22 protein-coding genes and 1 pseudogene are annotated in these 18,815 nt (G+C 59.2%); 5 read left to right on the top strand and 18 right to left on the bottom strand.

What is annotated here, in order from left to right; all coding sequences use genetic code 11:
* Positions 1–5: 5 nt before the first annotated feature.
* The 3 genes from ACFFK0_RS03110 to ACFFK0_RS03100 form a co-directional block, all read right to left on the bottom strand.
* Positions 6–194: a hypothetical protein gene (locus tag ACFFK0_RS03110; protein WP_377468427.1), complete on the bottom strand. Its 189-nt coding sequence runs from the start codon at positions 192–194 to the stop codon at positions 6–8.
* 238 nt (positions 195–432) lie between these two features.
* Positions 433–882, bottom strand: a complete 450-nt coding sequence (locus ACFFK0_RS03105; RefSeq protein ID WP_377468426.1) for an SRPBCC family protein — start codon at positions 880–882, stop codon at positions 433–435.
* A 15-nt stretch (positions 883–897) separates the two neighbouring features.
* Positions 898–1,269 (bottom strand): TfoX/Sxy family protein, encoded by a 372-nt coding sequence (locus ACFFK0_RS03100; RefSeq protein ID WP_377468428.1) that lies wholly within the window; start codon positions 1,267–1,269, stop codon positions 898–900.
* Between the two features lie 120 nt (positions 1,270–1,389).
* On the opposite strand from ACFFK0_RS03100, the gene ACFFK0_RS03095 reads away from it, so the two are divergent.
* From ACFFK0_RS03095 to ACFFK0_RS03085, 3 genes and pseudogenes are all read left to right on the top strand, one after another.
* Entirely contained in the window at positions 1,390–1,725 is a 336-nt protein-coding gene (locus tag ACFFK0_RS03095; RefSeq protein ID WP_377468425.1) for an ArsR/SmtB family transcription factor, read from the top strand.
* Positions 1,706–2,154 (top strand): annotated as a pseudogene (locus ACFFK0_RS03090) (SRPBCC family protein). The gene ACFFK0_RS03095 and the pseudogene ACFFK0_RS03090 overlap by 20 nt, the downstream one beginning before the upstream one ends.
* A 369-nt stretch (positions 2,155–2,523) precedes the next feature.
* A complete protein-coding gene (locus tag ACFFK0_RS03085) occupies positions 2,524–3,558 on the top strand; it encodes an alpha/beta fold hydrolase (protein ID WP_377468424.1) in 1,035 nt (344 codons plus the stop codon).
* Between the two features lie 60 nt (positions 3,559–3,618).
* On the opposite strand, the gene ACFFK0_RS03080 is transcribed toward ACFFK0_RS03085, so the two are convergent.
* From ACFFK0_RS03080 to ACFFK0_RS03010, 15 genes are all read right to left on the bottom strand, one after another.
* Positions 3,619–3,876, bottom strand: a complete 258-nt coding sequence (locus ACFFK0_RS03080; RefSeq protein WP_377468423.1) for a cold-shock protein — start codon at positions 3,874–3,876, stop codon at positions 3,619–3,621.
* A 78-nt stretch (positions 3,877–3,954) separates the two neighbouring features.
* A complete protein-coding gene (cspD, locus tag ACFFK0_RS03075) occupies positions 3,955–4,155 on the bottom strand; it encodes a cold-shock protein CspD (protein ID WP_377468422.1) in 201 nt (66 codons plus the stop codon).
* Between the two features lie 172 nt (positions 4,156–4,327).
* Positions 4,328–4,837: a hypothetical protein gene (locus ACFFK0_RS03070; protein ID WP_377468421.1), complete on the bottom strand. Its 510-nt coding sequence runs from the start codon at positions 4,835–4,837 to the stop codon at positions 4,328–4,330.
* A complete protein-coding gene (locus ACFFK0_RS03065; RefSeq protein WP_377468420.1) occupies positions 4,834–5,307 on the bottom strand; it encodes a hypothetical protein in 474 nt (157 codons plus the stop codon). Before ACFFK0_RS03065 ends, ACFFK0_RS03070 begins: the two co-directional genes overlap by 4 nt.
* A 143-nt stretch (positions 5,308–5,450) precedes the next feature.
* Positions 5,451–6,203, bottom strand: coding sequence for a 3-oxoacyl-ACP reductase FabG (gene fabG / locus ACFFK0_RS03060; protein ID WP_377468419.1), 753 nt, complete (start codon positions 6,201–6,203; stop codon positions 5,451–5,453).
* Positions 6,200–7,135: an intracellular short-chain-length polyhydroxyalkanoate depolymerase gene (gene phaZ / locus ACFFK0_RS03055; RefSeq protein WP_377468418.1), complete on the bottom strand. Its 936-nt coding sequence runs from the start codon at positions 7,133–7,135 to the stop codon at positions 6,200–6,202. Before phaZ ends, fabG begins: the two co-directional genes overlap by 4 nt.
* Complete coding sequence (locus ACFFK0_RS03050; protein WP_377468417.1) at positions 7,132–8,178, bottom strand: 3-oxoacyl-ACP synthase; 1,047 nt, start codon at positions 8,176–8,178, stop codon at positions 7,132–7,134. Before ACFFK0_RS03050 ends, phaZ begins: the two co-directional genes overlap by 4 nt.
* The gene (locus ACFFK0_RS03045) at positions 8,171–8,383 is read right to left on the bottom strand and encodes a hypothetical protein (RefSeq protein WP_377468416.1); all 213 of its coding nucleotides are present in this window, start codon (positions 8,381–8,383) and stop codon (positions 8,171–8,173) included. Before ACFFK0_RS03045 ends, ACFFK0_RS03050 begins: the two co-directional genes overlap by 8 nt.
* Positions 8,374–9,384: a branched-chain amino acid ABC transporter permease gene (locus ACFFK0_RS03040; protein ID WP_377468415.1), complete on the bottom strand. Its 1,011-nt coding sequence runs from the start codon at positions 9,382–9,384 to the stop codon at positions 8,374–8,376. The genes ACFFK0_RS03045 and ACFFK0_RS03040 overlap by 10 nt, the downstream gene beginning before the upstream one ends.
* Before the next feature lie 7 nt (positions 9,385–9,391).
* Positions 9,392–10,252, bottom strand: a complete 861-nt coding sequence (locus ACFFK0_RS03035; protein ID WP_377468414.1) for a branched-chain amino acid ABC transporter permease — start codon at positions 10,250–10,252, stop codon at positions 9,392–9,394.
* An 18-nt stretch (positions 10,253–10,270) separates the two neighbouring features.
* The gene (locus ACFFK0_RS03030; RefSeq protein WP_377468413.1) at positions 10,271–10,978 is read right to left on the bottom strand and encodes an ABC transporter ATP-binding protein; all 708 of its coding nucleotides are present in this window, start codon (positions 10,976–10,978) and stop codon (positions 10,271–10,273) included.
* Positions 10,965–11,729 carry an ABC transporter ATP-binding protein gene (locus ACFFK0_RS03025; RefSeq protein WP_377468412.1) on the bottom strand — a complete coding sequence of 255 codons (765 nt, stop codon included), beginning with the start codon at positions 11,727–11,729 and terminating at the stop codon, positions 10,965–10,967. The genes ACFFK0_RS03030 and ACFFK0_RS03025 overlap by 14 nt, the downstream gene beginning before the upstream one ends.
* A 21-nt stretch (positions 11,730–11,750) precedes the next feature.
* Entirely contained in the window at positions 11,751–13,085 is a 1,335-nt protein-coding gene (locus ACFFK0_RS03020; protein ID WP_377468411.1) for a substrate-binding domain-containing protein, read from the bottom strand.
* A gap of 51 nt (positions 13,086–13,136) precedes the next feature.
* Complete coding sequence (locus tag ACFFK0_RS03015; protein WP_377468410.1) at positions 13,137–16,460, bottom strand: ATP-binding protein; 3,324 nt, start codon at positions 16,458–16,460, stop codon at positions 13,137–13,139.
* 42 nt (positions 16,461–16,502) lie between these two features.
* The gene (locus tag ACFFK0_RS03010; protein ID WP_377468409.1) at positions 16,503–18,026 is read right to left on the bottom strand and encodes a class I adenylate-forming enzyme family protein; all 1,524 of its coding nucleotides are present in this window, start codon (positions 18,024–18,026) and stop codon (positions 16,503–16,505) included.
* Between the two features lie 372 nt (positions 18,027–18,398).
* On the opposite strand from ACFFK0_RS03010, the gene ACFFK0_RS03005 reads away from it, so the two are divergent.
* Together ACFFK0_RS03005 and ACFFK0_RS03000 are read left to right on the top strand one after the other, a co-directional pair.
* Entirely contained in the window at positions 18,399–18,596 is a 198-nt protein-coding gene (locus tag ACFFK0_RS03005; protein WP_377468408.1) for a hypothetical protein, read from the top strand.
* The gene (locus tag ACFFK0_RS03000) at positions 18,571–18,783 is read left to right on the top strand and encodes a hypothetical protein (protein WP_377468407.1); all 213 of its coding nucleotides are present in this window, start codon (positions 18,571–18,573) and stop codon (positions 18,781–18,783) included. The genes ACFFK0_RS03005 and ACFFK0_RS03000 overlap by 26 nt, the downstream gene beginning before the upstream one ends.
* The last annotated feature ends 32 nt before the right edge of the window (positions 18,784–18,815 follow it).

The raw sequence follows: 18,815 nt of genomic DNA, 5'->3' as shown, positions 1-18,815 counted from the left end.
CATTATTAGTAAATATTTAATGTGGGTTTTTCGTGATAACTTTTATGCAATGCCAGTGCTTCAAAATCCTTTATTCCCGACCTTGCTATAAATTCCACAAAAATAACGCCTCCAAACACCTCTAATCTCACTATCACCACTATCGCCACTATCACCACTATTGCCATTATCGCCATTATCGCCACTATCGCCACCACTTCGCCACCACTCGCCGCTTTCTCCAGCCGATGCCGCTTAACATAGTCGGCAGGCGTCTCTCCCGTATACTCGGCAAACAACCGGCGAAAATGGTACGGCGAATACGTCGACAGCTGAACCAGCTGAACCAGCTGAGCCAGCCGCTCCAGTGTCAGCGTCTCCTCCAGATGAGACTCGATTTAGCTCATAACCTTCATGAATCCGGCTCGCTAATTTGCTCCAAGTCGCCAACGGTTACGCTTCCACCCCGCCGCTCTCCAATATGCGCTTGATCGCCAGCAGGTCTTTTCGGTTCGCCCGCCGCATCATCATCGACATGAACGGCGTGAAGACAGCGGCGAAGCCCTTCGGGTTGCCGCGGTTGCGCAGCGTCATGCGGGTAGCGCCGCCGTCCTCGGTGTCCCACGTATACGTCGTCTCCATCGGGAACGGCCCTTCGTTCGTCCGCATCACCAGCCGCTTGCCGGGCTCATATTCGGCGATTTCATAAATATACGCAAGGTCGCGGCCCAAGAACCGAGCCTGAAAGGCGACCCGGGAGCCGACCTTGAGCGGCTTCGGCGTCCTCCACTCCGCCGAATCGATATTGGCGTACCACTCCGGTGCTCGGTCCGGATCGGCGGCATACGCCGCCACGCGCTCCCGCGGCTGCTGAATGACGATCTCGGTAAGTACGTCTACCATCGCGTCGCAGCCTCCTTATTGGGCCGGTGCCGGCTTGCTCTTCTTCTTCGCGGGAAGCTTTTCCGGCAGCGTCTCCGCCCATGCCAGCGACTCGGCAACGAGCTCGCCGATCTTCTCCGGCTCGTCCCGCCATGCCTCGGGTACTACGACATATTCCTTCATCGCTCGGCCGGGCATCGGTGCGAATTCGCTCGCGCCGCGGCTCAGCATTTCCTCACGCCGGGCTTCCGGCAGTCTGACGTAAATACTGGTGCCGACGAGACCGGTGAACATATTCCCGTTAATAAAGCCGGCCAGCGCACCGAACATCGGCTTCACCGTAACGCGCGGATCCAGCGGCATGACGGCGGCAAACAAAGCTTTCGAAGACTCGTCCATCTTCGGCATAGACACGATTGATTCCCCCTACAATAATGGCGTTTCTATTGGTCAGCATAGCGTAAGCGACACGATCTGGCAAGAACTATTTTAGTTGACGCTTAATTAAGTATATGCTAAATTAACGTTATGATCGATAAAGCGCTAACCGCCCTGACGGAACCAAGGCGCAGAGATATTTTACATCTCATCCGTCATGGAGAGCTGACCTCCAGCGCCATCGCCTCGCATTTTGACATTACTGCACCGGCGATCTCGCAGCACTTGAAGGTTCTTGAAGAAGCCGGGTTAGTCGTGGTAAGACGAGCCGGCACCAAACGCTACTACGGTGTGAGGAGGGAAGGCTTCGCTGAATTGATGGCGTATATCGAGAGCTTCTGGGACGACAGCTTGCTGCGCTTGAAGGAAGCCGCCGAAGAGGAAGAGAGGAGAAAGCTTGAAAACCATGAATCAGACAAGTCCTAGCGGAACGATTACGAAGGAAATTTTTATCGAATGCCGGCCGGAGACGCTATTCTCGTTCTTCACCGACCCGGACAAGATGGCACGCTGGATGGGCCGCCACGTGCTGCTCGAGCCGAGGATCGGGGGCAAATACCGCCTCGACATTAACGGCAGCGACATCGCCATGGGCGAATACAAGGAGATCGTGACGAACGAGCGCATCGTGATGACGTGGGCTGGGAGAAGTCCAAGCTCGTTCCTCCGGGGTCCAGCACCGTCGAGTTCAGGCTGACACCGCAGGATGGCGGCACGCTCTTAACGCTGACCCACTACGGCCTGCCGAACGAAGAGCAGATCGCTTCCCACCAGCACGGCTGGACGCACTACATGTCTCGTCTGCAAACTCTCGCGCAAGGGCAAGCTCCCGGCGTCGACCCGTGGTCCGGGTAGGCCATGGCCGAACAATAATTTATTAGAAGGATTCCATTGCCATGAAAACTTTATCCTGAAATTGCGGATTTTCCGTATCCGGCGAGAACAACTACAAGGTGGAACCGGCCATGTGGCATCACACCATTCACGACCACGCGGATAGGCTGAAGAGCATGACGGTGGAGATGCCGGAGCACTGGCTGGGGAACAAGGACAAGCAGTTATGCGCATAACGGACAGGCTGCCCGGGCATTCGCCTCGGCGGCCTGTTTCTTTGTGATTTTATGCTATCGGGCGATCTGCCGCCATGGTACAATATACCGGACATTATCGATAAGTGTAACGAACGGATGCGACTTAACGGCGATAACAAGGACGGTGTTCAGCTTGAAGCTGCTGCAGAAGAAAGACTTTACGATTCCCCCGACGGGCATCAGCGAGGTGGCGACGCTCGCGATCGGCGGCATTCCGCAAACGATTCTCATCCAGGCTGTCCATCCGGACAAGCCGGTATTGCTCTTCCTGCACGGCGGTCCCAGCATGCCGATCCCCGGCGTGAACAGCAGATCCCGGGACTATGCATTAGCTACGGCGACGAAAGAACTGGTCAAGCACTACGTCGTCGTGTTCTGGGATCAGCGCGGTACCGGGAGATCGTATCGACCTGACATTCCGCCGGGCACGATGCGGATTTCGCAGTTTGTTTCGGATGCAGAGGAGCTGACGGACTATCTCCGGGAACGTTTCCGCCAAGATAAGATCGTCATCGCCGCGCACTCGTGGGGCACGGTGATCGGCCTTACGCTTGCGGCCAAAGTCCCTCACAAGCTGCATGCATACGTCGGGATCTCGCAGCTGATCAATTGGCCGGAGAACGACCGGCTGTGCCGGGACTGGGTGATGAGTGAGGCGCAGAAGCGGGGCGACCGGAAGGCGGTCCGCGCTTTAGAGAAGCTCGGCGAGCCTCCGTACACCGAGAGCTTCGAGCAATGGGGACAGCTCCGGAAGCGGCTTATGAAATACAACTCGATGATCTACAAGGAGCCCGGCCTGAAGGCGCCGAGTCTTTCGGACGCAGCGATGATTATGCTCCGCTCGCCGGATTACGAGCTTAAGCACATCTATTATTCGCTCTATAAAGGGTTTCTGTTCTCATATTCGCAGCAGATGATCGAGGACTTTGCCAAAGTGGATTTCATGCAGCAGGCGCCCCGCCTCGACGTTCCCGCCTATTTCATTCATGGCCGCAAGGACGTGCACGTGCACGGCTCTCTCGTTGAGCGATACGTCGATGCGCTGGAAACGGCGGGCCCTAAAGAGCTGTATTGGATCGAGAAGTCCGCGCATATGTTCCGGAAAGAGGATGCAAAGGAGATTGAACGGATTCTGATCGAGCGGGTGGGCGCTTCACATACTTCGTAATGCTAAACAGCGTCCCACCGAGCCCTCGGGTCGGGACGCCGTCCTTCGTTATTTCCTCCGTTAAGCCGGAGTCACTTTCGCAGGCTTTATCTGAATCCCCTTCTTCACTGCCTTCAAATCGTCATTCGAATTGAACAACTGCGGCAGAAGCTTCTTCTCACTAACCATCGGCGAGGAGCAAAGGCAGCAAACGGGCTTGCTTTCGAAAGCAAAATTGTCACGCATCCATCCCTTGCATCCTTCCTTCGTGCAACGCCAAACGACTGTGTCTTCCTCCGGAAGATCTTCCAAGTACTTGTTTCGAAAGCTGTAATACATGTATGAACCCCCTTATCCTTCGGCTGTGAAAAAGAAGAAGCTGCTCCTGACAGATGAGGAGCAGCTTCGTTGTGAAGATTACAATTTTTTGACGTTCTCGGCTTGTGGTCCGCGATTGCCTTGCACGACGTTGAACTGAACGAGTTGACCTTCATCCAGAGACTTGTAGCCGTCTCCCTCGATCGCACTAAAGTGCACGAATACGTCGCTGCCGCCCTCGACCTCGATAAACCCGAAGCCCTTTTCGCTGTTGAACCATTTTACTGTACCTGTTTGCATCATATACCTCCGCGTTACTGAATTTATGGGTGATCATTCGCCGGGTAAAAAAAATTCACATATTGAAAAAAGTTCCATCATCGCATGAGACCTTTTTCAATATGTGAATTGGTTTCCCTTTAAACAACTAAGATCATCATAACACAGTTTGATGATAATCACAAGGTAAGTCTTACGGACCTCCCTGGGTCCCTTTGTTTCCCGGCCGCTCCTTCAAATACATATAGAACAGGCCGGTAATGGTCTGAATCAGCAGAAACACCGCAATGTTGTATTCCAGCCTGTAGCCGTGCTGATACGTTGTCATGCGCATCCATTCGGCGATCCATTGGACCCCCACCCCCACGGCCGTCCAGCCCAGGATGTACCATACGAGCGTCTTCCGCCGAATGTGGAGCACCTCATAAAAATAAATAAAAAAGTAGCCGAACGGCGCGAACATGAAATACACCAGCAGGTCGGTCAGCTCGTACTGGTTCGAATCGTTAACCACGTAGAAATCCATAAGCCCGCCGCCGATCGTAAAGTCGAACAGCGTGGAGCTCGCGAAGCCCCAGACCAGCCCCAGGACGAGCAGGCTCGCCGGCAGTCTCTTTGGCAGTACGGCAATGGCTCCGTAGGAGAGCAGCAGCATGATAATCACGAAGCCTTCATTCAAGTCAAAACGTTCCCATAAGATCATCCGGCCTTCCCCCCGCTGCGTCCGATTTTGCGATACAGCATCAACAGTCCCCAGCTAACCGCCTGAAGAATGGCAATATGAATGGCGTCGTAGAACAAGTTCCACTGCCGGAAGATGGTGATCTGAAAGTACTGCAGCAGCGCATCCAAGCCGAGGATGACGGCCAGCGCCACACCCACAGGGATCAACGCCCTGACAATCGACCCGGCTCGATATACGGCATTCAGCATAATCACGAACAGCAGCGGCAGCACGATGGTCCGATTGAGAATAAACCCTGCGTACAGCAGTCCGTCCTTGGTCAGCTCGACCAGCTTTAGCTCTTCCGCGACGATCCATGTGAAATTAATTTCGATGATCATGACAGTCAAATAAACGAATGCGTTCTCCGCAATCGTCAAGCTCTTGTTCATCGCGTAGAAAATAAACACCGCTAACCAAGCTGCGACGAAGATGACGACAAACCCCATAGTTCAGGACTCCCCGGTGTGTCTGGTGTGATTATTTCCATCCTCTCCATCGGGTTTCCAATTCATACATGGTTAGAATTCTTCATCAGAACAATGGAAGGCCGAACCCCGGGCATACCTGGGCTCGGCCTTATCCGCTTACGCTAAATACTTAAGCCTCCGTTCACTTCCAGCACGGCCCCGTTCACATAGGCCGCATCGTCGGAGGCAAGGTACAAGTAAGCCTTGGCGATATCGGCCGGCTGTCCCAGCCGGCGCAGCGGCACTCGCTCCACCATCGACTGCAGTACCTTCTCCGGCACCTTGGCCACCATCCCCGTCTCGATGTAGCCGGGAGCGACGGCATTGACGGTGACGCCTTTGTAGCCGAGCTCCTTCGCCCACGTCCTGGTCATGCCGATTACGCCGGCCTTCGTCGCGGCATAATTCGTCTGGCCGATATTCCCCTGCACGCCGACAATCGAGGAGGTATTGATGATACGGCCCTTGCCCTTCGCTACCAAGTAGGGAGCGGCATATTTCGTGCAGTAAAATACCCCGCTCAGGTTCACATCGATGACGTTATGCCACTGGTCGAGCGTCATTCGGCTCAGCATGCTGTCGCGGGTGATGCCGGCATTGTTGATCAGGATATCCAGCGTGCCGAAGCGGGCGATCACGGCCTCCACCATCGCTTCTACGGAAGCCGGATCGGATACGTCGACCTTCACGAATTGCACTCGTTCGGCAGCGTCGTCGGCCGCAGCCGCAAGCTCCGCCAGCGCAGCGTGCCCGGCGCCCTCGTCGAAATCGGCCAGCGCTACGCAAGCCCCTTCCCGCACGAACAGCAGCCCCGTTTCCCGGCCGATGCCTCCGGCGCCGCCGGTGATGAGCGCGATTTTGCCTGCCAGTCTCATGCCGACACTTCCTCTGCCGCGGACTTGCCGCCGCCCAGCACGAACCGCTCCACCTCGCTCGTTAGTGCCGGCAGCGCATCGACAAGCGCCGAATGGCCGCACGCTTCCAGCTCGACTAGCGTTGCCCGCGGCCCGAGGTCGTTCACCAGCTCGCGCGTCATCCATTCCTGAATGACCAAGTCCTGTTTCCCCCAAATAACAAGCACCGGCGCTTGAATGCGGTCGACATCACCGCTGCCGGGCGCAGCGTCATGGTCCGTCCCGCTGATGTTAAACGTGTTCAAAGCGTGATAGATATCGGCTAAATTTCGCTGCGTCAAAATATCGTCGATATACGTCTCGTACCGCTCGGCAGGCGGCTTACCGACATTGTAGACCGCAGCATCGAACAGCCAGCGCATGAATTCACGGTCTCTGCGCTCTGCCGCACCGTCGATCATCCGGGTACGAGACAGCGCGCGCGCCTCCTCCGCCGTCCGAAGCCGCCGTGACAGGTCCGGCTGACCGTCGGCCCCGTCCGCGAAGAACGGATAGCCGCGCGTCGAGACGGACGACAGCAGGATGAGCCTCTCCACCCGCTCCGGGTGGTCGGCGGCGTATTGCATCACAACACCGCCTCCCATCGACCAGCCGATCAGCGAGAAGGATGTCAAGCCAAGCGCATCCGCAAACAGCTCCAGCTGCTCTGCGTAGTCGCCGAGTCCGGAGATCGGCCGATTATAGGATGAAATACCGAAGCCCGGCAGATCGACCGCGAGTAAGCGCAGCCGCGCATCCAGCTGCTCTAATAGCAAATCCCAGTGCTGCGACGAATTCATGTTGCCGTGTACGAGCACGAGCAGCGGCCCGTCCGGACTTCCCTCACGCTCCCGGTACCCTATCGTTTCTCCGTTTGGCAGCTGCACTTGCTTTAAAGTGATCTTTGCCGTCATCCCTTGTTTCCTCCCCAGCGGATCGCCGTCGCTCCCCACGCATAGCCGATACCGGCGCTGACGAGCACGACGAGGTCGCCATCTTTGATTTTGCCTTGCTCAAGCCCCAGCTCCAGGCTCAAAATTTGATCGATCTGTCCGATATGGCCGTAGTCCTGCAGGTAGAGCGACTGTTCCTCGCGCAGCCCCAGCTCCCGCAAAATGTAATCATGAGCCGACCGCTTCATATGCAAAATAGCTAAATACGCGATATCCTCCAGCCGATAGCCGCTCTTCTCGACGGCCCGCTTGACAACCTCCAGGAACCGCTGCATCGACGTCCGATCGAGCCGCCGCTTCATCGCCTCCGGGTCCGGAACGTCCAGCTGCGGCTGCCGCTGTGCCAGCAGCTCCGGCGTCAGCGGCTGCTTCGTGCCGCCGGCCGGGACGATGACGTCCTGCGCGAACGAGCCGTCCGTAATGAGATGGCTCTCCAGCACCTCATGCTGCGGCACCCCCCGGCGAAGCAGCATCGCGCCGCCGCCCGCCGCCAGATTGTACATAAACCGGGTGCGAGGATTCGAATAGTCGATCAGGTCGACGTTGCGATACCCGCCTGCCAGCAGCACGGTGCGGATCGAGGCGTCCGCAAGCATCAAGCTCTTGGCGACCTTGAGCGCCATAATCGTCGTCCCGCAGCGCAGCGCCGCGTCGAACGCCCAAGCGTTGACGGCGCCGACGGCATGCTGGAGCTGCAGCGCCGCCGTCCATACCGGATATTCCTTATGCTCTTCCCCAATATAGATGACCAGATCGATGTCCCCCGGATCGATGCCCGCCTTGCCGATGGCGAGCCGCGCCGCGAGAATGCCCATTTCGCAGCTGTGATCGTCCGGCCCCGGGACGGGCTTGCGGCGAATGCCGAGCTTCTGCTCGACCACATCCTCCGGCAGTCCCGACGCTTCGGCGATATCCCGGGCCGACATGAAGGCGGACGGCACATATGTCGCCAGGCTGAGCAGCCCGACTGCCGCCGCGCCGCTCGCCCCCTTATCGTCATTCATGCCGAAGCCCCCTCGCCCGCAGCGCTTCCTTCATATAACGGAACGCTTCCTCCACCGACACGAACATCGTCTCCTCCTGCTCTTGGACGTGAGTGATCCGAATGCGCCACTGCCGATCCTCCGCATCCGCCTCCGCCGGAGCCGGGGACGGAGACGGGCTGAAGCGAAGCACAAAGGAAACGACCTGACCCGATTCTAATGCCATGTTCGCTGCACCTTCCTCTCACTGGGACTGGGAATCGTCCGCCGCTTCCGCCACCAAGAACGCACCGTACCTGCAATGCCGAGCGGGAATACCATGACGACGACGATGTAGAGCAAGCCGAAGAAAATAATCCAGCGGTCGAAGATGGCGTACGTCTTGGCCAGACCCGACAATCCGTTGTGCGCCAGCTCCATGATCGCCGCCCCGATGATGCCGCCGTACAGCGTACCGACACCTCCGATAATCGTCATCAGCAGCGCCTCCAGCGTCACATCGGTGGAAAACACGCTCGTGTTCACGAAGCGCAGCGACACCGCATACAGAGCTCCGGCGAGCGAAGCGGCGATCCCCGCCACGACGCTCGTCAGCAGCTTATAAGGAACGATGCTGTAGCCGAGCGACTGCACCCGCTGTTCATTTTCGCGGATTGCTTGCAGCACCCGCCCTGCCGGACTTTGCGTAAAGCGCCGCATGGCGAAGAAGACGATGACCAGCAGCGCGAGTACGACCCAATAAAACAGCTGCCGGTCCTTCAGCGCATCCGGAATTTGAAACGTGAACCCTTCGCCGCCCTGGGTGAGCGTGCGCCATTTCTCCCCCGCAACCTGGAATAATCCGGCGCACGCCAGCGTCAGCATCGCGTAGTAATGGCTCTTGAGGCGCAGCGACAGCAGCCCGATCACGAAGCTGACCACCGCCGATATGACGAACCCGATCAGCACCGCCAGCAGCAGTTCGCCGATGGTGTGCCCGCCGCCATGCATCATGATGCCGACACTATAGGCGCCGATGCCGAAGAACATCGCGTGGCCGAACGAGACGATGCCCGTGAAGCCGAGCAGCAGATCATAGCTGACGGCAAATATCGCGAAGATGCAAATTTTCGTAAGCATCACCAGCATGCTCTTGGAATCGCTGATCAGCGGCAGCAGCGCCAGCACGGCAGCGATTCCGCAATAGAGCGTCACTGCAGCTCTCCCTGTTGGAGCTTTGCGCAGCATAATCTCCTCACCCCTTCGCGCCGAGCAGTCCGGACGGCTTCACCAGCAGGACGGCGAGCATCAGCAGCATGTTGACCGCCAGAGACAAATCCGGCATATAGTAAGCCATCAGAGAGCCGGACAGGCCGACCAGCACCGAGGCGAAGGCCGAGCCGCGAATGCTGCCCATGCCGCCGATCACGACGACGATGAACGCCAGTATCGCGAACTGCATCCCCATCTCGGCGAACACGATCCCCGAATACGGCGCCAGCAGCGCCCCGCCGAGCGCAGCCATGCCGGCTCCGAGCATAAACACGAGCGTGAATACGCGGTGAATCGGAATGCCGAGCGCCTGCACCATCTCTTTGTTTTGCACGCCCGCACGAACGATAAGCCCAAGCCGCGAGCGGTTCATCAGCAGCTGCAGCCCGATCAGCGCGAGTACGCCGACCGCAATGATGAAGAGCCGGTATTTGATCAAAATCACATTCCCGACGCTCCAGCTCCCGTCAAGCATACCCGGAACCGGGGCGCTGATCGGATTCGGCCCCCAGAACACCTTCAGCAGCTCGCTAAGCACCAGCATGACGCCGAGCGTTACGAGAATTTGCTGCACATGGCTGCCGTACACCGGCCGAATCACGACCCGCTCCATCACATAGCCGAGGCCCGCGCCGATGATAACGGCGCCGATGACCCCGGCGAGGAAGCTGCCGGTCGACGTGTAGATCCATACGCCGGCATAAGCTCCCCAAGCAAACAGTCCGCCGTGCCCGAAGTTCAAGACGTCCATGAGACCGAAAATGAGCGTAAGCCCTGCCGCCAGCAGGAAGATGAGCATGCCGGTCGCCAGGCCGTTGATCACTAGACTTGCGATCGTATCCAAGGTGCCTTGGCCCCCTCCCTACGCGATGCCCAGGTACCGCTTGCGCGTATCCGGGTCTTCCTTGAGCTGCTTCATGGGCCCGCCCGTCACGACACGGCCCTCATCCACGATAAAATAGCGGTCGCCGATCGTACTGGCCATAAAATAATTTTGCTCGACCAGCAGCACCGTCGTCTTCTTCTTGATTTGCTCGATCGACTGCATGACCTTCTCTACCATGATGGGCGCCAGCCCCTTGCTCGGCTCGTCGATCAAGAGCAGCTCATTGTCCCCTACATAGGCCCGGGCGATCGCCAGCATCTGCTTCTGGCCGCCGCTGAGGTGACCGCTCTTGCGGGTCCAGAACGTCTTCAGGTCGGGGAACAGCTCGAGAATCCACTCCCGCCGCTCCAATGCGGCCTCGTTCCTCGCAGCCGGCATCGCCAGCCGGAGATTCTCCTCGATGGTCAGATCGGGAAACAGTCCTTGATCCTCCGGCACGTAGCCGATCCCTTTGCGGGCGACGGCATACGTCGGCAGTGTGCCGATCTGTTCACCGCGGAACGTGATGCGGCCGCCCGAGATCGGGGTAAGGCCCATGATCGAGCGCAGCGTCGTCGTCTTCCCTGCGCCGTTGCGGCCGAACAGCACCGTAATTTCGCCTGGCGCAACGCTAAAGCTGACGCCCTGCAGGATATGATATTGTCCGATATACGTTTCAATCCCCTCGACATTAAGAAGCATCATCGTACAAGCCTCCCAGGTAAGCGGATTGCACCTGCTCGCTGCGCATGATCTCCTCCGGCGTTCCGTCCGCCAGCAGCCGCCCGTTGAACAGCACGGTGAGCGAATCCGACAGATGCAGCACCATCTCCATCTTGTGCTCGATCAGCACGATCGACCGGTCGCGCCGGTCGCGGATCGCCTGAATGACCTCCAGGATCGCCGGCACCTCTTCAATGGAGATGCCCGCCGTCGGCTCGTCGAGTAACAGCAGCTCGGCATCTAGCGCCAGCAGCATGGCGATCTCCAGCTTGCGCTTCTCCCCGTGTGCCAATAGACATGCCGGGGAGTCCGCCTTATCCGCCAGCAGCACCGTGTCCAGCAAGGCGTACGCCTCATCCAGCAGCCTGCGGTAAGCGGAGAAATGGCGGAAGAGATGGAACCGGATGGACTCTCTGGATTGAACGGCGAGGCGGACATTTTCCAGCACGGTGAGGTTGGGGAACACGTTTGTAATCTGGAACGACCGGCCTAAGCCGCGCCGGGTGCGCAGATGCGGCGGCATATTCGTAATGTTCTCGCCCTTGAACCATACTTCACCGCGCGTCGGCTTCAGCTGGCCGCTCAGCAGGTTGAACAGCGTCGTCTTCCCCGCTCCGTTCGGACCGATAATGGATTTGAAATGACAGGGCGGAACCGTCAGCTCCACCCCGTTCACCGCCGTATGTCCGCCGAACGCAACCGTTAGGTCGCGGGTTTCGAGTATCGGCTTCATATGCACAGCGCTCCCTCGAGCTTATTTTTTGTTGAGAATCGGCGGTGCGGTTTCCTCCGGCTTCAGCTCGCGAATCAGCTCCGGCACCGGATGGTCGACCCCCTCCTTCTTCACCAGCTTAATTGCGTACATCGTCTGCAGAGCTTGATGATCCTCGGCCCGGAACGTCATCGTCCCCTTCGGCGTCTCGAAGCTCATGCCCTCCATCGCCTGGATCAGCTTATCGGCGTTCAGATCGCCGCCCGTCTTCTTGATCGCTTCCGTAATGGCGATCGCCGCCGACATGCCGCCCGGCGTAAACAGATCGGGAAGCTCTCCGTTGAACCGCTTCTTGTTTTCTTCGACAAGCCATTGGTTGACATCGTTATTGGGCAGGCTGTTGTAATACACCGAGAAGCCTTCCATGCCGATCAGATCGTTCATCGTCTTCAGCGCGGCGATATCGGGGGCGCCTGTGGAAATCTTGATGCCTTTGTCCTGCACCTTCATATCCTGAAGCTGCTTCCAAGGCGTGTTCGCACCGGCCCATACGACGAACAGGTAATCCGGCTTGGACTCGATTATTTTCTGGATATTCGCCGTAAAATCGGTTGCAGCCGCCGCCGGGTACTGCTCGGTCGTAATCGTTGCGCCCAGCTTCGCAGCGGCTGACTTGAAGGCGCTGATACCGTCGCGCCCGAAAGCGCTGTCAGGAGCGAGCGTAGCGATCTTCACGCCCTGCTTCGCGATCGCCGCCGCTCCGGCCACCGCATCCTGCGAGGAGTTGCGCGCCGTGCGGAACACATATTTGTTCCAGTTCGCGCCGGTGATGCTGTCGGCAACGGCCGGCTCGACGACCATAATTTTCTTGTTCTCTTCAGCCAGCGGGAGAACGGCCAGCGTGTCGCCGGACGAGGAGGAGCCGACCAGGAAGTCGACCTTGTCTTTCTCGAGCAGCTTCGTTGCCTTCTGCACGGCGACGTCGGGCTTCGTCTCGGTATCTTCGACGATAATCTGGATCGGACGGCCGTTCAGCTCCTTCGTTCCTTTCGTCGCGTAGTCGATGCCCATTTCGAAGCCCCAGCTCGTTTGCTTGCCGTAGCTTTCGAGCGCGCCGGTCATCGAGGCGAGCACGCCGATCTTGATCGGCGTCTTGCCTGCGGCTGCGGTGTTGCCGGACGGCTTGGCAGCACCGCTGCTGTTCGTGCTAGCGCCGTTGTTTGTGCTTGTGCTTCCGCCGCTGCCGCTGTCGCCGCCTGCGCTGCCCGAGCCGCTTGCACTGCCCGTGCCGCCTGCGCCGCCGCATGCCGTTACCAGCACCAGCGATAACGTCAACAGCGCCATACCTGCCGTTCGTACTGCCAGTTTCTTGACCATGGAACGAACTCCCCCTCAGGATCGGAATGCCTTCATCGTATAAGACAGCGGTTACAAATGAGTTACATCCGCATCCAGAAGCTTCACGTACAGCTCCCTGGTCGCGCTCATCGGCTCGACGCCCATTTCCCGCTCCAGCGCCTGGCAGCACTTCTGATACCAGCGCGAGGCCTGACTGCGGCTGCCCTGTCTCAGATGGCAAAGCATAAGCAGCCGGTACGCCTCCTCCCAGCACGAATCCTTCTGCACGATCGATTCGCACCAGCGGATGGCCCGGTCCCACTCCCCCGCCTGCACCAGAAGCTTCGCAAGCCGCTCCGCCCCGCGCAAATACAGCACCGATAAGCGCTCCCGCTCCTCGATGCACCAATCCTCATAGCGCCGGTCCGGCATGTAATCGCCCCGGTACAGCTCCAGTCCGCGCTCCAGCAGCCCCCGCGCCTTGCCGCCGTCCGGCTCCTCCAGCCCGGCCTTGACGCGGCTCTCGAACTCGACGGCGTCGAGCTCAAAGCCTGCGGCGAGGTTCAGCCCGTAGGAGGAGCCGTGCCGCTGGATGAAGAACGGGCTGGACCGCGCCCGGCGGTGCGGCTCGAGCGCCATATTCAGCGCATTGAGCGCCACCTTGAAGTCGCGGGCGGCGCCCTTCTCGTCCGCGTCCGGGTACAGCGCGGCCAGCAGCTCCTCCTTCGGCAGCAAGTGCTGGCGCTTCACGACAAGCAGCTGGAACAGCTCCTTCGCTTTGCCGCGCTGCCAGTCTTTCTCCTCCAGCTCGCGCTCGCCAAGCCATACCCGGAAGCCGCCCAGCGTCTCAATCCGAAGCGTGTAGCCCGGATGATACGTCATGTGCTCCATGCCGAGACCCGTCAGCAGCATGGACACATAACCGCTCTCAAGCCGCAGCTTCTGCGCCTCGATGAGCAGCGGCGCAAGCTGCTGCACGTCGCGGGGACCGAACAGCGTCCGCTTCTGAATCAGCTCGTCATAGCCGCCGTTCTGCAGCATCTGCAGCAGCCGTTCCATGACGCTGCGGAACCGGTCGTCCTGCTCCAGCCGGTAAGCGAGCATCGCCTGCCAGAGCAGCGCCGCGCTGACGCCGTAGCTGTCCCCGCAGCGCAGAAACAGCTCCCCGCAGCCCGAGAATACGGCATCCGCTTCCTGCCAGCGCTCGGCATGAAACGCGGCGATGCCCAGCGCTATGCGAATATAGCCGGACAGCCACTCGTCTTCCACGCGGAGCGTTGCTTCCAGCGCTTCCTCGCCGTACTGAACGGCAAGCTCGTAGGCGCCCTCCCGCCCGTAAAGCAGGCATAGCCCCATCAGCGGCTCCGCCTTGCCGCGCGGTACGTCGAGCCGTTCCATAATCTCCTGCGCCGCTTGATAGCATCGCACGGCCACTTCCGGATCGTACTTCGGCAGCAGCTGCGCGGAGTGGCCCATCCGCATCCAGCCGACGGCCTCCACGAACGGCGCGTTCAGCCGAATGCCGAGCAGCATGCCGGCTTCAGCCAGCTGCTTGGCAGGCTCCGGCCGTCCGAGCATCGCCTCGATCAGCGCCAGCAGCAGCTCGAGCTCGCGGTGCGAGCGGGGCAGCGGGGAGGCGCTCAAGGGCGCGGGCGAGGATGCGCGCGATGACGCGCCCTGGGTCCTTGCCTCATGCAGCATACGCTCCGCCAGCCGCTTGGCATGCTTCAGCCGCCCGGTCCGCAGATGGAGCCGCACCTCCAGCTGATCCTCCGGTCCCGTCTCGCGCCGGCCCCGGCTCTTTGCAAACCAAGCCTCGGCGGCTGCAGCACGGCCGGAGTTGACGAGATTCTCCGCCATGAGGCCGTACAAGCGGGTTAGCAGCTCGCCGGGGCTGACGCTGTCGCTGTACGGGGATCGGGGGCGGCCCGGTGAGTGCGGCTGCTTTACCGCTTCGAGCAGCTCAATCGCCTGCTGCAAATACGCACCGGCCAGGCCCGGCTGGATCGTATCCAGATACACCCGCGCCTGCCCTTCAAGCGCAAGAGCGCGTCCCAGGCCGTCCCCGGCCTGCGCCGCAAGCCTCTCGCTCAGCGCATAGGCGGACAGCGCCTTTTCGTACAGGCAGCGATACCGGTACACCTCGCCCTCATACGTTCGGAGCCGGTAACAGCCGTCCTTCACGTCGTCCGGCAAGCGGCGCAGCCAATCCAGCATCGTCTCCAGCTGGCCCCGTTCGATGAGCGCCGCTCCGCAGCGCTCCAGCAGCCGCCCCGCCGCCATCGGCTCTTCGGCCGCGGATAAACAATCCAGCGCTGCACGATATAGCTGCACTGACTCATAATAGACGGCCGCCCGGCGCAGCAGCTGCCGGTACGCGTCAGGCTCGGCGTTCAGCCGGCTGTACAGGAAATTGCGAAACAGCGCGTGATACCGGTAGTGGCCGCCCCCGAGATGAAATAGAAACAAGCTCTGACTGCACAGCTTCGCCAGCAGCGGGCGGGAATCGCTGCGCTCCAGCACCCGGTCGCAGGCGTCGGCGGTCAGCTCCTCCAGAATGCTGGACTGCATCAGAAACCGGCGAATATCCGGCGTCTGCTTCTGAAACACCTCCTGCACCAGAAAGCGGAACAACTCCTCCATCGTTAACGCAGGGTCCGACAGAACGGCCTTAAGATCGCTGCCCGTCAGAAGTAAGCGCTGCCAAATTAACTGAACGGCAATCGCCCACCCTTCCGTCGTCCGGTAAATGTGCTGCGCCTCCTCGGCCGAGATCGGATATTCGTAGCAGTCGGTGAACAGCACCTCAATCTCTTCCTCGCTGAACGCCAAATCCGCCTCCGTCAGCTCCAGCAGCTCGCCTCTCACCCGCATCGCGGTCAGCCCGGCCCACTCCGGACGCGTGCGGCTGAGCAGCACGAGGTGCACGGCGGCCGGCATATGCTGCAGCCAATATTGCAGAAACTGATCGATCGTCTCGACATGCTCGACAAGATGATAATCGTCCAGCACGCAGATAACCTCCTCCTCGATCGAAGCGAGCTCGTTCAAGAAGGAATCGAACAGCAAATACAGCTCCTTCTCCCGCACATAATGCTCGCCCTGGCCGAGATAACCGAGCAGCTCCATGCCGAACTGAGGATGCCGCTCGCGAACGGCATGCACGATATAGGTCATAAAGGGGTACAGGTCATCGTCCCTAGCACCGATCGTATACCAGCAGACGCCCGCAGCGCTGTCGCGCAAATGCGCCGCAACGGCCGTGCTCTTGCCGAAGCCCGGACCCGACTGTACCAGCGTGAGCGGATGCTCGCCGATCCGCTTTAGCTTCCTCGCCAGCGACGCCCGGCGCAATATTTTCTTCTTGGCTTGCGGCGGCGTCAGCTTCGTCTTGAGCACAGTGCCTGCTTTCATGGTCGTTCTCCTCTCTGCGGAAAGGAACGTTAGTTTTACCAACTATTGTAGCATGAACGCAACGATTTGTTTCTTGTCGATCTTACCGACGGGAGTTGCCGGCAGCTTCTCCAGGAACAGAAACCGCTTGGGCACCTTGTATTTGCCGAGCGATTGCGCGCAATACGCTTTAAGCTCCTCTTCCGTCACCTTCGCGCCCGGCAGGAGCGCGACGGCCGCCGACACCGCCTCGCCCCATTTCGGGTCGGGCACACCGACCACCGCTGCGTCGGCAACGGCAGGATGCTGCCGAAGCCGGTGCTCCACTTCGAGCGGATAAACATTTTCTCCCCCGGTAATGATCATATCTTTCTTGCGGCCGACGATATAATAGCAGCCGTCCGTGTCGCGCCGCCCCAGGTCGCCCGTCTTCAGCCAGCCTTCCTCGTGCATAGCCTCCTGCGTTTCGTCCGGCCGATTCCAATACGAATGAAACAGATGACCGCCGCGCAGCCAAATTTCGCCGACCTCGCCGACAGGCACCTCGCGTCCTTGATCATCCGCCAGCCTCACCTCGTTATAGAGCATCGGACGGCCGACGGACCCCCGCTTGCGCGCCGCCTCCGAAGGATGAATGTAAAAATTGTTCGGCCCCGCCTCCGTCAGCCCGTAGCCTTCCTTAAACGCCAGGCCCTTCGCTTCGAATGCTTCATACAAAGGAAGCGGACAAGGCGCCCCTCCGGATACAAACGTATGCATGGCGGGAAACGAAGCGGCGGCAAAATGCTCCGACTGTACCAGCATGTGGTACATCGTAGGCACGAGCAGCGCGATGGTGCATTTCTCGCGGTTCAGCAGCTCAATCGCTAGCTTCGGCTGAAAATCCTTCACAACGACAACCGTACCGCCTGCATGCAGCACCGGCAGCGACAACGCGTTCATGCCGCCCGTGTGAAACATCGGCATATACGTCGGAGTCACGTCCGCTTCGCTCAGCTGCCAGGTCACAACCGTGTTGGCGGCGTTCCAGAACACCGAGCCGTGGCTGAGCACGACTCCCTTCGGCATTCCCGTCGTACCGCCGGTGTAAATGATGAGGTACGGGTCGTCGGGAGAGAGGTCCTTTTGCCGCTGCGGAGCCGGCAGTTCGGCGGCATAGGCGGCCGTCTCGTTGACGGTTTCCGCCGTGACGTCGTGCTGTACCGCTACCTTTACCGAAATAGCCGGATACTTTAACCTATGCGCAAGCCCGGCAAAGCAATCGTGATACCCGATCAGCCTCGGCTGGCAATCGCCCAGAATGTAGTCCAGCTCCGTCTTCGCGAGCCGCCAGTTAAGCGGTACGAGCACGGCTCCCAGCTTCGCGCAGGCGAACAGCCATTCGAAGTAGGCAACGTCATTCGGCGCAAGCAGGGCAAGCCGGTCGCCGCGCCGGATGCCCATGGATTGGAGAAGTGCGGCAAGACGGCGAACCCGCTCGTTCAGCCGGGCATACGTCCAGCGCTCGCCGCTGTCGGCGTCGATGACGGCGGTCCGGTCGGCGCTTAAGATGCAGCGCTGGTCCCACCAGTTCACGATCCCGTTCATGCAGACTCACCTCCCCGGGCGTTGTGCCTTAGACCCGGGCACCTCCGTGCATCGGCAAGCTTTGCCGCGCCTCTATTCAAGCGGCCGGCCGCCAGGCAGCGGTCTCCGGCCGCCCGCAGTTCGCTCTTCCTCCATCGCTCGTTCATCCTGGTCCCACCTTCAGCCTGTTTGTATTTAGTAAACATGACTGCGGTTACAAACCGGTTACAGAGGGTGGAGGACGTAGGGAACGCGTCGATACGATGGTTGAATGATGGCAAGATACGTCAATAGTTAAGCAACAAACGTAGTACAGAAAATAATTAGCCATGATATTGTTAATAACGCTAAGCTTCGCGCAGCAAGAAGATAAGAGAAAAGGAAGCGGCTATTTTGAAGGACAAATCATGGTATACCAACGTAAAATTCGTAGCAATTATTGCTGCAGTTTGTTGTCTGTTCTGGGGAAGCTCTTATCCGGCCATTAAAATCGGGTTTCTCTTATTTGACATTTCGCCGGAAGACATCCCCTCCAAGTTCGTCTTTGCCGGATACCGCTTTACACTTGCCGGACTTGCTTTACTGCTTTAAGGTCGGGCGCGTATCGGTGTATAACTTCCTGGTTCCCGTCTTCGGAACCGCGCTGTCGTCGATTTACTTGGGGGATACGATTTGGGAGATCAAGAACATCATCGCCCTTGTTCTTGTTTCCTTCGGAATATGGCTGGTGAATAAAGAAGTCTCCGCTCACTTGCACAAAGAAGCTGTCCCCAAGTAGATTCATCTACTTCCGGGACAGCCCCGCAAAAG

It is taken from the genome of Paenibacillus chartarius (genome assembly GCF_042432825.1).
GTDB lineage: Bacteria > Bacillota > Bacilli > Paenibacillales > NBRC-103111 > Gordoniibacillus > Gordoniibacillus chartarius.
Note: the sequence above shows the minus strand (reverse complement) of the source record. Positions and strands in the feature narration are given on the sequence as shown.

Bases quoted from the DNA above. Each gene is read 5' to 3' on its own strand.
- fabG (WP_377468419.1), bottom strand. From the start codon at position 6,203: ATGAGACTGGCAGGCAAAATCGCGCTCATCACCGGCGGCGCCGGAGGC.
- ACFFK0_RS03070 (WP_377468421.1), bottom strand. From the start codon at position 4,837: ATGATCTTATGGGAACGTTTTGACTTGAATGAAGGCTTCGTGATTATC.
- ACFFK0_RS03065 (WP_377468420.1), bottom strand. From the start codon at position 5,307: ATGGGGTTTGTCGTCATCTTCGTCGCAGCTTGGTTAGCGGTGTTTATT.
- ACFFK0_RS03025 (WP_377468412.1), bottom strand. From the start codon at position 11,729: ATGAAGCCGATACTCGAAACCCGCGACCTAACGGTTGCGTTCGGCGGA.
- ACFFK0_RS03040 (WP_377468415.1), bottom strand. From the start codon at position 9,384: ATGCTGCGCAAAGCTCCAACAGGGAGAGCTGCAGTGACGCTCTATTGC.
- ACFFK0_RS03080 (WP_377468423.1), bottom strand. From the start codon at position 3,876: ATGTATTACAGCTTTCGAAACAAGTACTTGGAAGATCTTCCGGAGGAA.
- ACFFK0_RS03010 (WP_377468409.1), bottom strand. From the start codon at position 18,026: ATGAACGGGATCGTGAACTGGTGGGACCAGCGCTGCATCTTAAGCGCC.
- ACFFK0_RS03015 (WP_377468410.1), bottom strand. From the start codon at position 16,460: ATGAAAGCAGGCACTGTGCTCAAGACGAAGCTGACGCCGCCGCAAGCC.
- phaZ (WP_377468418.1), bottom strand. From the start codon at position 7,135: ATGACGGCAAAGATCACTTTAAAGCAAGTGCAGCTGCCAAACGGAGAA.
- ACFFK0_RS03100 (WP_377468428.1), bottom strand. From the start codon at position 1,269: ATGCCGAAGATGGACGAGTCTTCGAAAGCTTTGTTTGCCGCCGTCATG.
- cspD (WP_377468422.1), bottom strand. From the start codon at position 4,155: ATGCAAACAGGTACAGTAAAATGGTTCAACAGCGAAAAGGGCTTCGGG.
- ACFFK0_RS03045 (WP_377468416.1), bottom strand. From the start codon at position 8,383: ATGGCATTAGAATCGGGTCAGGTCGTTTCCTTTGTGCTTCGCTTCAGC.
- ACFFK0_RS03095 (WP_377468425.1), top strand. From the start codon at position 1,390: ATGATCGATAAAGCGCTAACCGCCCTGACGGAACCAAGGCGCAGAGAT.
- ACFFK0_RS03105 (WP_377468426.1), bottom strand. From the start codon at position 882: ATGGTAGACGTACTTACCGAGATCGTCATTCAGCAGCCGCGGGAGCGC.
- ACFFK0_RS03030 (WP_377468413.1), bottom strand. From the start codon at position 10,978: ATGATGCTTCTTAATGTCGAGGGGATTGAAACGTATATCGGACAATAT.
- ACFFK0_RS03050 (WP_377468417.1), bottom strand. From the start codon at position 8,178: ATGAATGACGATAAGGGGGCGAGCGGCGCGGCGGCAGTCGGGCTGCTC.
- ACFFK0_RS03020 (WP_377468411.1), bottom strand. From the start codon at position 13,085: ATGGTCAAGAAACTGGCAGTACGAACGGCAGGTATGGCGCTGTTGACG.